This window comes from Pseudomonas sp. Q1 (assembly GCF_009935975.1).
Lineage (GTDB): Bacteria > Pseudomonadota > Gammaproteobacteria > Pseudomonadales > Pseudomonadaceae > Aquipseudomonas > Aquipseudomonas palleroniana.
The window spans coordinates 183,119-197,219 of the sequence record NZ_QODI01000009.1 but is presented as its reverse complement, the minus strand read 5'-3'; the positions used below and the strand labels follow the sequence as shown (position 1 = coordinate 197,219).

Annotated in this window: 13 protein-coding genes; all 13 read right to left on the bottom strand. The window is 62.4% G+C overall.

The features are described 5' to 3' along the window. Positions 1 to 53 precede the first annotated feature (53 nt). The 13 genes from DK870_RS16230 to DK870_RS16170 all read right to left on the bottom strand — a co-directional run bounded on the left by DK870_RS16230 (position 54) and on the right by DK870_RS16170 (position 14,021). Positions 54 to 1,400: a flagellar hook-length control protein FliK gene (locus DK870_RS16230; protein ID WP_161549129.1), complete on the bottom strand. Its 1,347-nt coding sequence runs from the start codon at positions 1,398 to 1,400 to the stop codon at positions 54 to 56. A gap of 116 nt (positions 1,401 to 1,516) precedes the next feature. Further along, on the bottom strand, positions 1,517 to 1,861 hold the full coding sequence (locus DK870_RS16225) for an Hpt domain-containing protein (protein ID WP_060756033.1): 345 nt from the start codon (positions 1,859 to 1,861) through the stop codon (positions 1,517 to 1,519). Between the two features lie 30 nt (positions 1,862 to 1,891). After that, positions 1,892 to 3,610 (bottom strand): fused response regulator/phosphatase, encoded by a 1,719-nt coding sequence (locus tag DK870_RS16220; RefSeq protein WP_161549128.1) that lies wholly within the window; start codon positions 3,608 to 3,610, stop codon positions 1,892 to 1,894. Then, on the bottom strand, positions 3,607 to 3,912 hold the full coding sequence (locus tag DK870_RS16215; RefSeq protein ID WP_060756035.1) for an STAS domain-containing protein: 306 nt from the start codon (positions 3,910 to 3,912) through the stop codon (positions 3,607 to 3,609). The genes DK870_RS16220 and DK870_RS16215 overlap by 4 nt, the downstream gene beginning before the upstream one ends. Before the next feature lie 84 nt (positions 3,913 to 3,996). Then, the gene (gene fliJ, locus DK870_RS16210) at positions 3,997 to 4,446 is read right to left on the bottom strand and encodes a flagellar export protein FliJ (protein WP_060756036.1); all 450 of its coding nucleotides are present in this window, start codon (positions 4,444 to 4,446) and stop codon (positions 3,997 to 3,999) included. A gap of 3 nt (positions 4,447 to 4,449) precedes the next feature. Next, positions 4,450 to 5,808: a flagellar protein export ATPase FliI gene (gene fliI, locus DK870_RS16205; protein WP_060756037.1), complete on the bottom strand. Its 1,359-nt coding sequence runs from the start codon at positions 5,806 to 5,808 to the stop codon at positions 4,450 to 4,452. Then, positions 5,798 to 6,562, bottom strand: a complete 765-nt coding sequence (gene fliH, locus DK870_RS16200; RefSeq protein WP_060756038.1) for a flagellar assembly protein FliH — start codon at positions 6,560 to 6,562, stop codon at positions 5,798 to 5,800. The genes fliI and fliH overlap by 11 nt, the downstream gene beginning before the upstream one ends. A 10-nt stretch (positions 6,563 to 6,572) precedes the next feature. Next, positions 6,573 to 7,592: a flagellar motor switch protein FliG gene (fliG, locus tag DK870_RS16195; RefSeq protein WP_060756039.1), complete on the bottom strand. Its 1,020-nt coding sequence runs from the start codon at positions 7,590 to 7,592 to the stop codon at positions 6,573 to 6,575. Beyond that, positions 7,585 to 9,363: a flagellar basal-body MS-ring/collar protein FliF gene (gene fliF, locus DK870_RS16190; RefSeq protein WP_060756040.1), complete on the bottom strand. Its 1,779-nt coding sequence runs from the start codon at positions 9,361 to 9,363 to the stop codon at positions 7,585 to 7,587. Before fliF ends, fliG begins: the two co-directional genes overlap by 8 nt. Before the next feature lie 16 nt (positions 9,364 to 9,379). After that, positions 9,380 to 9,709: a flagellar hook-basal body complex protein FliE gene (gene fliE / locus DK870_RS16185; protein WP_016972029.1), complete on the bottom strand. Its 330-nt coding sequence runs from the start codon at positions 9,707 to 9,709 to the stop codon at positions 9,380 to 9,382. A 131-nt stretch (positions 9,710 to 9,840) separates the two neighbouring features. Next, on the bottom strand, positions 9,841 to 11,217 hold the full coding sequence (locus DK870_RS16180; RefSeq protein WP_161549127.1) for a sigma-54 dependent transcriptional regulator: 1,377 nt from the start codon (positions 11,215 to 11,217) through the stop codon (positions 9,841 to 9,843). 7 nt (positions 11,218 to 11,224) lie between these two features. After that, the gene (locus DK870_RS16175) at positions 11,225 to 12,436 is read right to left on the bottom strand and encodes a PAS domain-containing sensor histidine kinase (protein ID WP_161549169.1); all 1,212 of its coding nucleotides are present in this window, start codon (positions 12,434 to 12,436) and stop codon (positions 11,225 to 11,227) included. A gap of 109 nt (positions 12,437 to 12,545) precedes the next feature. Beyond that, positions 12,546 to 14,021: a sigma-54 dependent transcriptional regulator gene (locus tag DK870_RS16170; RefSeq protein ID WP_161549126.1), complete on the bottom strand. Its 1,476-nt coding sequence runs from the start codon at positions 14,019 to 14,021 to the stop codon at positions 12,546 to 12,548. Between the last annotated feature and the right edge of the window lie 80 nt (positions 14,022 to 14,101).

Here is a 14,101-nt window from a genome sequence, read left to right as displayed (position 1 = left end):
GCAGGCCCAGCACATCAAAGTGGGAGCAAGCCCCTCCCACAGTTGGTTACGAATCAGGCGTAGTAATCAACCGCGCTGGACCCGATCACGCTGGAAATGACGGGCGCCGCTGTTTCAGCCACGTCGATGTGCCCACTACTCTCGCCGCTGTCCCCGCGCCTGCCACTGCCACTCAAGCCGGCCTGGGCCTGAGCCTGAGCTTGTTGCTGCTGCTCCTGGCCACGGGACTGGTCGGAAACGTTGACGTCCACCTGCCCCATGCCCTGCTGGGCAAACATCTCCCGCAAACGTCCGGACTGGCTTTCCAGGGCCTCGCGCACCACGGCATGGCCGCTCATGAACTGGACCTGAGCCTGTTGGTCCGGCGTCATGTTGACCTTGATATCCAGGCGCCCCAGCTCTGCCGGCTGCAATTGGATCTCGGCCGACTTGAGGCCGGCGCTGGACAGGTACATCACGCGGTTGACCACTTCTTCGGTCCAGCCGCTCTGGTGCATGGCCAGCGGCGCATTGGCCACCGGCGGCAAGGCGTTAGCCGTTTTCGGCGTGGCGGCCTGGGTCAGCGCGGCCAGGCGGTTGGCGAAGTCATCGACGCGGGTATCGCTGCTGGCCTCTTTCAAATCCTTGAGGCCACTGTCTATCAGCCCGCTGAAGGCTTTTTCACCGCCATCGGTGCTGTCCTTGGTGGCCTGTTGATCGACCATTGTCGCCAGGCCGGCCGCGAAACTCTGCGCAGCGGTCGGTTGGTCCTGGGTCGGCGCCGATGGGGTTTTCTGCGGCGCCTGGCTGCTGGCCGACACGTGCCCGCCCTGCTCCATTGCCAAACGCACGGTCGGCATCGAGTCCAGTGGGTCGGCCGACGGATCGAACGCCGGCTGCGGGGTGTCATCCGTCGCCGCGACGGGTGCGGCAACCACCGGCTGGGCCTTGTCATCCTTGGCCGCGGCAGCAGGGGCCGGGGTTTCCACAGGAACAGGCACAGCTACCACCGGGGTGACGGCGGCAATCACCGCCGGGTCGACCACGGGGTCAACGGGAGGTTGCTGGACCAGGGACGGGTCGGTGGGCTTGGCGTCGTCACTGCCGGCGCTGTCATCGGACTTGGCCGGCGGGTTGGCAGGCAAGGGATTGCCGCTATCGGCAACCGCTGGCTTGCTGGCGGCAGGCTTGTCGTTGCTATCCACCGATGAGGCGCTGTTAACCGAAGGCTTGTCACGGGTGGATTGGGTCGGGGTGTCGCCGGTCTTCACCGACGACTTCGAACCTTGGCTGGCGAACACTTGAGCAAAGCCAGGGCCCTTGTCCTGCGGGGCCGCAGCAGCTGCCACAGGTGTAGCGGCGGGCGCTTGAGGCTTGGCTGCGGGGGCAGCCTGGAGGAGCGAGTTGGGGGCGACTGGCATAGGTAAAGGTCTCCACTGCACAGGGGTCGGGGATGCTGTGCCAGGAGGTAGAGCAAGAGTCGGGCCAGGTTCGTGTCTGTGCGTGCGCAGGACGTCGACTTACGCTTCTTTAACAGCTAAAGCCCAAACCGCTGCTTCTCCGACTCATACATAGGCCGAACCAGAGCAAACTCACGGTCAATCTGATCCACCAGCGCCCCCAGGTCCGCCGTCGCCCCAACCGACTCCACTTCCAGCCGCTGGCACAGCTGCGCCAACCGTACCGCCCCGAGGTTGCCGCTGCTGCCCTTGAAACTATGGGCGATTCGCCCCAGCGCCTTGGCGTCATCGCGCGCCTTGCGCAGGGCTTCGACGCGCTTCTGCGAGTCGTCAAGGAAGGTGTCGAGCAACTTGGGGTACTCGCTCTCCATGACGTCCTGCAAACCCGACAGCACTTCAGGGTCCAGATGAATCTCAGCCACTTGCTCGCTCCTTGATCAAGAATCGGCGGATTATGCCAGAGCCTTCCAGCAAAACTCCACGCAGACACTGCGCCCGCCGTCCGTCCAGCGTACATCGCTGCTCAGCTGGCGCACCAGGCTCAAGCCTCGACCAGACAGACGGTCCAAATCCAGGGGCCGCTTCAGCACCTGATCCACGTCGAAGCCTGGGCCACTGTCTTCGACGCGCAGGATCAGCTTGCCGCCCGTGGCGGTCGGCATCACTTGCATATGTACCCGCACATGACCGCTGTCCAGTTGCGCCAGGCGCTCATTGCGCTGTCGGTAGTAGTCGGCGAATCCCTGGGCGTCGCGCTTGAGCTGCGAGTCCAGGCCCAGCACGCCGTGCTCCAACGCGTTGGAATACAGCTCGGCCATCACGCTGTAGAGTGCCCCGCTCTGCTCACGCAGCCCTTGAATCTCCAGCAGCAGCTGCAACAGGTAAGGCAAGGGGTTGTAGCATTTGAGGGTCTGGACGCGAAATTCGAAGCTCACCGACCAATCCAGGGGGCATGGCTGGTTGCTGTCGGCGTATATGGGCTCGGCCGCACGCAACGGCTGGCCGGGCTGCAAGGTGATTTCCACCATGCTGACATCATCGCGCGCTTCACCACGAAAGGCTGCCAGGGCCTGTTCAATCTCTTCGAACAGGCGGTCGGGCTCGCGGTTGGCGGCGAATACCTGCTGCAGGCGCTCCGCGCCGAACAATTGGTCGTTGGCGTCGGCAGTATCCAATACGCCATCGGAGAGCAAAAACACCCGGTCGCCGAGGGCCATGGGCAAGACCTCAATGCGGTCATCGAACGTCTCCACCGACAGCACACCCAACGGCAGGTGCCGCGACATCAACGGCGTGCGCCTGCCCGTCGCGACCTCATGCACATAACCTTCCGGCATGCCGCCATTCCACACCTCGACCACGCGCCGCTGTGCGCTCAGGCACAACAGGGTGGCGCAACAGAACATGTCCACCGGCAGGATGCGTTTGAGCTTGGCATTCATCTCCCGCAGGATCTGCACCAACTCGTAACCCTTGGCAGTCATGCCGTAGAACACTTCCGCCAGGGGCATGGCACCCACGGCGGCAGGCAGGCCATGGCCGGTAAAATCGCCGAGCAGCACGTGCATGTCGCCAGACGGCGTGTACGCCGCCAGCAACAGGTCGCCATTGAACAGCGCATAGGGTGATTGCAGGTAGCGAATGTTCGGCGCGTGGTTGATGCATCCCGAATGGGCGACCTTGTCGAACACCGCCTTGGCCACCCGCTGCTCTTGCAGCAGGTACTCGTGATGCCGGGCGATCTGATCGCGCTGCTGAAGGACCGTGGCCTGCAGGCGCCGCAAACGGTCCATGGCATTGATCTTGGCGGCCAGGATCAGTGGGTTGTAGGGTTTGGGCAGAAAATCATCCCCGCCGGCATCCAGGCACTCGGCCAGGTCGGCGCTTTCGCTGAGGGACGTAAGAAAGATCACGGGGACCAGCGCTTCCCCCGCCAATTGCTTGATCCACCGCGCAGCCAGGAAACCGTCCATCACCGGCATCATCGCGTCCATCAACACCAGTTGAGGTCGCTCACGCGCAAACACCTCAACGGCTTCCTCACCATTGGCTGCGGTGAGCACGTGATGCCCCTGGCGCCGCAAGATAGTCGCCAGCAGCAGCCGGTCGGTATCGCTGTCCTCGGCGATCAGGACAGTCAGCGGCTCGGACATCGGGGCCAGGACTCTCAATTGATGTCGAACAGCTTGTCGAAGTTAGAGATGGCGAGGATCTTGCGCACGTCGGGACTGCAGTTGATCAGCGTGACCTGCGAGTCGTCACCGCCTGCGTGGTCACGCAACAACAGCAGCATGCCCAAGGCCGAACTGTCCAGGTAGGTGGCTTCTTTCAGATCGACGGTGTAGGCGTCGGGGACCTTGTAGAAACGCTCGTAAGCCTCACGAAAATGCTGGTGGCTGCCGAAATCGAATCGGCCCTTGATTGCGATCGTCAACTGCTTCCCATCCAGGGATACTTCTGATGTCACCGACATACGACTGCTTCCTTGTCATTGGCCATGTGTAACAAGGTTTAGCAGGCGAACCCGATCTCGGCAAATGCAGGAGCAGCCCCACACCTAATACTGCGACTGACGGGGCAGACGTTGTGACAGCTCATCCAGCAACTTTTGCTCGCGCTTGTCCTCAATCGCCCGTGCTTCGTCGATATAGCGCTGCACCAGCTTGCGCAGGCCCTCGACCCGGGCAAACGCCTGCTGCCAGCTTTCGCGGGCCTTCTCAAGGTTGTTCTGGTGCCAGGCCAGGCTCTGGCGCTGCTGGGCGACCGCCGTCTCCAGCTGATTGAGAAAGCCCTGATAGCCCATCAACCACTGGCCGGACACCCCCTGGCTGCCGCGCTCGATCCACTGTTGCTGGTATTCGCCGCGAAAGCGCTCCAGGTCGCCCAGCTTGCTTTCCGCCAGGCGGACCTGGCCTTGAAAATAGCCCAGGCGCTGGGCGGCGGTCTTTTCGGCCTTTTCGGCCATGTCCACCACCGGCGCCAGGCGTGAAGAGCGGGTGCTCGCCATGGCTTAGCCGCCTGGCGCCGGGGCGAAGATCGAGCCGAGGTGCGCTTCGCTTTCACCCATGCTGATTTTGTCGTTGAGCCCCTGGCGCAGGTAGGTCACCAACTGCGGTTGCAGGGCGATCGCCAGGTCGGTCTCGCGATCCCCGCCGGCCACATAGGCGCCGACGCTGATCAGGTCGCGGCTCTGTTGATAGCGCGACCACAACTGCTTGAAATGCTGCGCGCGGGCCATGTGCTCCGGCGTGACCACCGCCGGCATCACCCGGCTGATCGAGGCTTCGATGTCGATGGCCGGGTAGTGCCCCTCCTCCGCCAGGCGCCGCGACAGCACGATGTGGCCGTCGAGCACGCCTCGCGCCGAGTCGGCGATCGGGTCCTGCTGGTCATCGCCTTCGGACAACACGGTATAGAACGCGGTGATCGAACCACCGCCCGCCTCGGCGTTACCGGCACGCTCGACCAGCTTGGGCAGCTTGGCGAACACCGACGGCGGATAACCCTTGGTGGCTGGCGGCTCGCCGATGGCCAGGGCGATTTCCCGCTGGGCCTGGGCGAAACGAGTGAGCGAATCCATCAGCAACAGGACGTTCTTGCCCTTGTCGCGAAAATACTCGGCGATGCGCGTGCAATACATGGCGGCACGCAGACGCATCAAGGGCGCATCATCCGCTGGAGACGCCACGACCACCGAGCGCTTGAGGCCCTCTTCACCCAGGCTGTGCTCGATGAACTCCTTCACCTCGCGGCCCCGCTCGCCGATCAACCCGACCACGATAATGTCGGCCTCGGTAAAGCGCGTCATCATGCCCAGCAGGACCGATTTACCCACACCCGTACCGGCGAACAGGCCCAGACGCTGGCCGCGGCCGACCGTCAATAAACCGTTGATGCTGCGAATGCCCACGTCCAGCGGCACGCTGATGGGGTTGCGATTGAGCGGGTTGATGGTGGGGCCATCCATCGGCACCCAGTCTTCGGCCTTCATGCCACCCTTGCCGTCCAGGGCGCGTCCGGCGCCATCGAGCACGCGACCGAGCATGCCCATACCCATCGGCAGGCGCCCGGTGTCAGCCAGAGGCACCACGCGGGCGCCCGGGGCAATGCCCGCCAGGCTGCCGACCGGCATCAGGAAAATCTTGCTGCCGGAGAACCCCATGACTTCCGCTTCCACTTGCACCGGGTGGTAGCTGTCGTCGTTGATCACCATGCAGCGGCTGCCCATGGCGGCGCGCAGGCCCTCGGCTTCGAGGGTCAGGCCCACCATGCGCAACAGGCGCCCTTCGAGGATCGGCTGGCCGGGCAACTCGGTGGCCTCGGCGTAGCTGCCCAGGCGCTTGGCGAAGCTGGTGCGATCAAGGCGCATCAGGGGCGTCCAGGTCTACGCTCAGGTCAGGTTCGGCCGGATGCAGAGCCTGCTCATGGAGCTGATCGAAGAGCTTGGCCATGATCTGGGTGATACGGGTTTCCACCGTCGCGTCGATGCGGCTGTGCTCAGTCTCGACCCGGCAACCGCCAGGCTGCAACGTCGCGTCTTCAACGATGCGCCAGGTTTCTTCATGGCGCTCGCGCAAGGCTTTGACCTGCTCGAAATCCTGCGGGTTGATGTACAGCCGCACATTGCCGACGCCCAACGGCAGCAGCTTGAGGGCTTCGCGCATCACGCTTTCGATATGGCTGGAGTCAAGCACCAGTTCGCGCTGGATCACTTGGCGGGTCATGTGCTCCACCAGGCGGACCATGGCTTTTTCAAGCTGGGAATCCTGCTCGGCGATCGGGTCGAACAGGCTGCTCATCAAGCGCTCCAGGCTGGCGAGCTGGACGCTCAGCGCCGCCTCGGCTTCCTGGCGGACTTTGAGAGTGGTACTGCGAAAACCGTCTTTTTCCCCCGCCGCGAAGCCCTCGTTGTAGGCTTCCTGGCGGATGGCCTCCAACTCTTCGAGCGTCAGTGGCTGGACTTCCTCCAGCGGCACTTCTTCCATTTGCACTGGGGGCTCTTCGACCGGCTCAGGCTCGGGTTCCGGTACATGCGGATCGAAACTGGGCAACGACCAGATATCGAACCCGCCGACGTCCCGCGCGCGAATCAGATCGCTGGGCGCCTCATCTTTGCTCGACATGGGACGCGCCTTAGATCATTTCTTCGCCGCCCTTCCCGCCGAGAACGATTTCTCCGGCTTCGGCCATACGGCGGGCAATGGTGAGGACTTCCTTCTGGGCGGTTTCCACGTCGCTGACGCGTACCGGGCCTTTGGCTTCCAGGTCGTCGCGCAACAGTTCGGACGCACGCTTGGACATGTTCTTGAAGATCTTCTCTTTGACGTTGTCGTCGGAGCCCTTGAGCGCCAGCACCAGAACGTCCGAGGACACTTCGCGCAGCAACGCCTGGATGCCACGGTCGTCGACATCGGAGAGGTTGTTGAACACGAACATGAGGTCTTCGATCTGGCCGGACAGGGTGTCGTCGATCTCGCGGATCGAGTCCATCAACTGGCCTTCCATCGAGCTGTCGAGGAAGTTCATGATGTCGGCCGCACGCTTGATACCGCCCAAGGTGGTGCGCGAGGCGTTGGAGTTGCCCGAGAACTGCTTCTCCAGAATCGTGTTGAGTTCTTTCAATGCCGCCGGCTGCACGGTGTTCAGCGACGACACGCGCAGGATGATGTCCAGGCGCACTTTATGGTCGAAGTGGCCGAGGACTTCACCGGCCTGGTCCGGGTCGAGGTAAGCCACGACAATCGCCTGGATCTGCGGGTGTTCGTAGCGGATCACGTCGGCAACGGCACGCGGCTCCATCCATTTCAGGCTGTCGAGGCCGCTGGTGTTGCCGCCGAGCAGGATGCGGTCGATCAGGCCGTTGGCCTTGTCTTCGCCCAGCGCCGAGGTCAGCATCTTGCGGATGTAGCTGTCGGAGCCGACGCCCAGGCTGGTCTGGTCGCCGACGATCTCGACGAACTCGCTCATCACCTGCTCGACTTGCTCGCGGTGCACGTTACGCATCTGCGCCATGGCCACGCCGACGCGCTGAACCTCTTTGGGCCCCATGTGGCGCAGCACTTGGGCGGCGTCGGTTTCACCCAGGGACAGCAGCAATACCGCCGCTTTATCGACCCGGGTGAGCTTGGCAACAGCGGCTCGATTATCACTCATCTGCGTTGATCCACTCTTTCACGACCTGGGCCACACGACCCGGATCTTCTGCCACCAGACTTTTGATTGCGTTCAACTGAGCGTCATAGCCTTCGCTCGGGCTTGGCAACAGGATGCTTTGCGGGCCGCCCAGGCTGACGCGGTCGTTGGCCAGTTCGCCATCCAGGCCGCCCATGCCACCCAACTCGACGTCACTGCCACCGAAGGCCGCCAGTTGTTTCTTGCCGTTGCCGGTAATGTTGTTGAGCACCGGACGCAGCACGCCAAACACCAGCACCAGGATGAACAACACGCCCAGCACTTGCTTGACGATGTCCCAGAACCACGGCTGAGTATAGAACGCAGGATCGGCGATCACCTCTCCCCGTTCGGCGGAGAACGGCATATTGATCACGCTGACGCTGTCACCGCGGCTGGCGTCGAAACCGACAGCGTCCTGCACCAGGCGGGTAAAGCGCGCCAATTCGTCGGCGCTCCAGGGCGCGCGGGTCACCGCGCCGTCAGCCGGGTTGACCTTGACCTGGTCATCGACCACCACCGACACCGACAGGCGGTTGATTTTGCCCTGTTGCTGCTTGGTGTGGCTGATGGAACGGTCGAGCTCGAAGTTCTTGGTGGACTGGTTACGCTTGTCCGCCGGGTACGGGGCGAGCATCGGCTGGCCGGTGGCCGGGTCCATGATCTGCTGACCATTGGCGTCCAGCAGCGGCTGGCCAGGCTGAATCGCGCCGGCAGTCGCGGCAGCGCCACCGGTGGTTTGCGGTGCCGACGCCGGGGCCGGAGGCTGGTTGCTCAAGGCGCCCGGCACCCCTTGCGGGCCATTGCTGGCGGTGCGTTGTTCGCTGGTGGACTGCTCGCTGCGCAAGGCGGGCTGGTCGGGGTTGAACTGTTCGGAGGTCGACTCGACGGCACTGAAGTCCACATCGGCGGACACTTCAGCCTTGTAGCGGTCATTGCCCAGCACCGGTTGCAGGATATTGTGCACACGCTGGGTGAGCATGCTTTCCATGCGGCGGCTGTAGTCGAACTGCTTGCCGGCCTGGGTCAACGCCGAGTTCTCGGCCTGGTCGGACAGCAGGTTGCCCTTCTGGTCCACCACGGTAATTTGCGACTTGCTCAATTCTGGAACGCTGGTGGCCACCAGATTGATGATCGCCAGGACCTGACCCGGCTCCAGGGAGCGACCGGCAAACAGTTCGACCAGTACCGAGGCGCTTGGCTTGCGTTCGTCACGCACGAACACCGAGCTTTTTGGGATCGCCAGGTGCACGCGGGCACCCTTGACGTTGTTCAGGCTGGAGATGGTACGCGCCAGCTCGCCTTCCAGGCCGCGACGGTAGCGAGTGGCTTCCATGAACTGGCTGGTGCCCAGGCCCTGGTCCTTGTCGAGGATCTCAAAACCGATGTTGGCGTCAGACGGCGTCACGCCGGCGGCAGCCAGCTTCATGCGCGCGCGGGCGACGTCGTCGGCCTTGACCAGCAAGGCGCCGGAGTTGGGTTCCACGGTGTAGGCGATGTCGGCGGCGGCGAGGGTTTCCATGATCTGCTTGGAATCCATGCCCGCCAGGCTGCCGTACAGCGGCCGGTAATCGGGTTGCTGCGACCACAACACCACGGCAAAACCAATCGCCACGCTGGCTGCCAGGCCGACCAACAGGCCCACCTGACGCAACATGGTCATTTCGGAAAGGTTTTCCAGGAACGACAGGCCAAACAGCGGCGGCTTGCCGTCTGCCTTGGCGGGTGCGTTGTCCACGACTGCTTCTGCCATGACTTAAATCTCGTCCTTAAACCGGCATCTGCATGATGTCTTGATAAGCTTGAACCAGCTTGTTACGCACTTGGGTCAAGGCCTGGAAGGAAACACTGGCCTTTTGCGAGGCGACCATCACATCGGTGAGGTCCACGCCGCTTTTACCGATTTCAAAGGCGGTGGCCAACTGGTTCGACGCTTGCTGGGTATCACTGACTTTGTTGATTGCCTGACCGAGCATGTCGGCAAAACTGCTTTGGCCCAATTCCGGCGCGGGCGCGACGGATTTCGGTTGAGCCATGGCATCCATTTGCATGGAGCGCATATCCAACATCAACCGATTGAACTCAATACCCTGGCTCATGACCTTCTCTCTCTGACGACCCGCAATTTTTTGACACTACGCAGCGGTTACTACAGGTGGTAGCAACAAGGGTGCCAGATCCGTGGCGACTCGTAAGAAAAGGCGACAAGCCATGTCAGCCCAAGTATTTGTCAGGTAGCGAAAAGATACGCTTCCACATCCATGCCGGCGTCACGCATCTGTGCCAGCTTGTAGCGCAAGGTGCGCGGGCTGATGCCCAAGCGCTCGGCGGCCTCTTTGCGACGGCCACGCTCGGTACGCAAGGTGTCGATGATCATCTGGAATTCGCGGCGCCGCAGATCATCCCCCAGGGCACCGCCGGTTTCGGCTTCAGCGACCACCGGCGCGAGCGCCAGGGTGGGCAACGGTGCCGCCGCACTGCCCATGGCCAGGCAGAAGTCTTGCGGCTGGATCAGCCCGCCCTGCTGCAAAATCAGCGCACGCTGGATCGCGTTGTCCAACTCCCGCACATTACCGGGCCATGGATAGCCGATCAGGCAAGCCTGGGCTTCAGCCGACAGCCGCGCCTGGGCATGCTTCATTTTTTTGACGTGGTTATTCAGCAGGCGCTCGGCCAGCGGGATGATATCGGCCGGACGCTCACGCAACGGGCGCCAGGCCAGCGGAAAGACCGAGAGCCGATAGAACAAGTCTTCCCGGAACCGCCCCGCCGCCACTTCGCCCGCCAGGTCGCGGTTGGTCGTGGCCACCACGCGGATATCCAGCTGGATCGGCTTGCGCGCACCGACCCGCTCCACCTCACGCTCCTGCAACACCCGCAGCAGTTTGGCTTGCAGGCCCAGAGGCATTTCGGAAATCTCGTCGAGCAAGATAGTGCCGCCATCGGCCTGTTCGAACTTGCCGGCCTGGGCCGCGATGGCGCCGGTGAACGAGCCCTTTTCATGACCGAACAGGGTGGCTTCGAGCATGTTGTCGGGGATGGCCGCGCAGTTGATCGCAATAAAGGGTTGCTTGGCACGACTGGACTGCTGGTGGATATAACGCGCCAACACCTCCTTGCCGGTGCCGGACTCGCCGGAAATCAACACGGTGGAGTCGCTGCGCGCCACCCGTGCGGCCAGCTCCAGCAATTGAGCACTGGCCGGTTCAAAGGCAATCGGGCCTTCGCTTTCGACGGCAGGCATCACCCCCAGGGCATGCCGGGCAACCAGTTCCATCAAGGCTTTGGGCTCGAAGGGCTTGACCAGGTAATCAGCCGCGCCCTGACGCATGGCGTCCACCGCGCGCTCCACCGCGCCATGAGCGGTCATCAGCAATACCGGCAACTGCGGCTGACGCGCGCGCAGCAGGCCGAGCAACTGATGACCGTCCATGCCCGGCATGTTGACGTCGCTGACCACCAGGCTGAAAGCCTCTTGCTCGACCGCCTCCAAGGCTTCCTCGGCAGAACCGACCGCCCGGTAGTCATGGCCCGCCAACAGCAGCGTGTCAGCCAATGCTTCACGCAGGGCGCGATCGTCTTCCACCAATAAAACCTTGATAGCCATAGCTTCGTTACTCCGCGCTTGCCGGGCTGGTAAACAGCGGCAAGGTCATCAATGCACAGGTGCCACGCCCCAATCGGGAGTGCAGGTGCAATTCTCCCTGATGGGCACGTGCCACCGCCTTGACTACGGTCAGGCCGAGGCCGGTACCGTTGGTCTTGGTGGTAAAAAACGGTTCGCCCATCCGTTGCAGCACCACAGGGTCGATGCCGCTGCCGCTGTCGCTGATGCACAGCCGCAGGTTTTGCCCGCGCGGGTAGAGATGCACCTTGAGCCGCGCATCCGCGCCGCTGGCCTGGATGGCGTTTTCAATCAGGTTGAGCAAGGCACCCACCAAGGTGTCGCGATTGCACAGCAATTCGCCGAGATGGCTATCGCACTGCCAGCGCACATTGACGTCCTGGATATGGGTGGCAGCCGCCGATTGCAGCGATTGCATCAGCTCTGCCGGCGTGACGCGGTCGGTCAGCGGCAATTCGCCACGGGCAAACACCAGCATGTCGCGCACTTGATGCTCCAACTCATGCAGGCGCTCCTTGAGGCGCCCGGCAAATCGCTGGTGGGTGGCAGCCGGCAACTGCTCATCAGTCAAATGACTGGCGTAGATCAGCGCCGCCGACAAGGGCGTGCGGATCTGATGCGCCAAAGAAGCGACCATCCTGCCCAGTGACGACAAGCGTTCATGACGGGCCAGCTGGTCTTGCAGGTGACGGGTTTCCGTCAGGTCGTTGAGCAGCACCAACTGTCCGGGCTCGGCGTCCAGGGAGCGGGTGGCAATGGACAGGCGGCGCCCGTCTTTCAGGGAAATTTCGTGGCCGTCATCTTCACGCGGGGCAAAGCAGCGGGTGATGACTTCTCGCCACAACTCGCCTTCCAGCGGCAGGCCGAGCATGTCGCAGGCGGCCGGGTTGGCTTCGCGCACACGCCCTTGGTCGTCGATGACGATCACGCCACCGGGCAACAGGTCGAGGAGGTTTTGCAGACGGTTGGCCAGGCGCTCTTTTTCCGCCAACTCTTCCATGCGCTGGGCGCTGACCACCGCCAGCTCGCCCTTAAGCTCGGAAACCCGGGCTTCCAGCAGGCTGTAGGAGTCGGTCAGTTGGCTGGACATCTGGCTGAACAGCGAAAACGCCTGCTCCAGGCCCTGCCGGCTCTGCTGCTCTACAGATGGGGCGCCCCCCGCAAGATCGGGGGACGAAGATAGTTGGGCGGCGTGGGGCATCATGCTCTCTCGCTGGCTGACCGTCAGTTAAACGGAACGTTGCGAGGGCTGTAGCAATACCCGTGCCGAAAAAAAACTACTGGAATATCAGTAGTTTAAAAAACAGGCGTCAATCATCCGCCTGTTCGTCACCTTCTTTGCGACTCATACCGTACTTGCGCATCTTCTCCACCAGGGTGGTACGACGAATGCGCAGGCGCTCGGCGGCCCGCGCGACGATGCCATTGGCGTCGTCCAGGGCTTGCTGGATCAAGCCTTGCTCGAGGTTGCCGAGGTAATCCTTCAGGTCCAGACCTTCCGGCGGCAGCATGGCTGTGGCGCCGAAGTCCGGGGTATGGCCATTGATGGCCACGCGCTCTTCCATGTCGCAGCGCAGGCTGTCCACCAACTGCTCGTCTTCGTCGTCGACGTAGCGGAATTTTTTCGGCAACTCGACCACGCCGATCACACCGTAGGGGTGCATGATCGCCATGCGCTCGACCAGGTTGGCCAGTTCACGCACGTTGCCCGGCCAGCCGTGGCGGCACAGGGACATGATCGCAGCAGAGTTGAAGCGAATCGAACCGCGCTTTTCGTGCTCCATGCGCGAGATCAGTTCGTTCATCAGCAACGGGATATCCTCGACGCGCTCACGCAGCGGGGCCATCTCGATCGGGAAAACATTGAGGCGGTAGTACAGGTCTTCGCGGAAGCTGCCCACCTCGATCATGCTTTCGAGGTTCTTGTGGGTGGCCGCGATGATGCGTACATCGACGCTCTGGGTCTTGTTGCTGCCCACGCGCTCGAAGGTGCGCTCCTGCAACACGCGCAGCAATTTGACCTGCATCGGCAGCGGCATATCGCCGATTTCGTCGAGGAACAGAGTGCCGCCATTGGCCAGTTCGAAACGCCCGGCACGGCTGGTGATTGCTCCGGTGAAAGCGCCCTTCTCGTGGCCGAACAATTCGCTTTCAAGCAGCTCCGCCGGGATCGCCCCGCAGTTGACCGGCACGAAGGGCCCGTCGCGGCGCTTGGAATGGTAGTGCAGGTTGCGTGCGACCACTTCCTTGCCGGTGCCGGACTCACCGAGGATCAGCACGCTGGCATCGGTGTCTGCCACTTGCTGCATCATCTGGCGCACGTGCTGGATCGCACGGCTGGTACCCACCAGGCTGCGGAACAGGTTGGGTTCGCGGTGACGGCCACGCTCACGGGCTTGGTCGTACATCTCGCGATAGACCTGGGCGCGGTGCAGGGAATCAAGCAATTTGCTGTAGCTGGGCGGCATTTCCAGGTTGGAAAGCACACGGCGGCGCTGGTCTTCCGGCAGGTCCACGGAAGAAATATCGCCCATCAGCAACACGGGAAGGAACTCATCCCAGGTTGACAGTGTCTTTAACAAGCCCAAAACAGCGCCAGGAGCGTTTACCGTCCCGATCAGCACACAAATGACTTCACGGCTCGACGACAGCGAGCTGACCACCTGCTGCCAATCATGGCTGCCGCAGGGCAAATTTTCTTCACCAAGAAAATTTAAAATCACCGCTAAATCGCGGCGACGGACGCTATCGTCATCAATCAGCAGAATTTTGGTTTCACGCCACATGCAATAGCAACTTCCCTAGTAAAACTTCCTGCCCCAAAGTGAGGGCAATCTAGACGGCTGTAAGACTTCTTACCCTATAG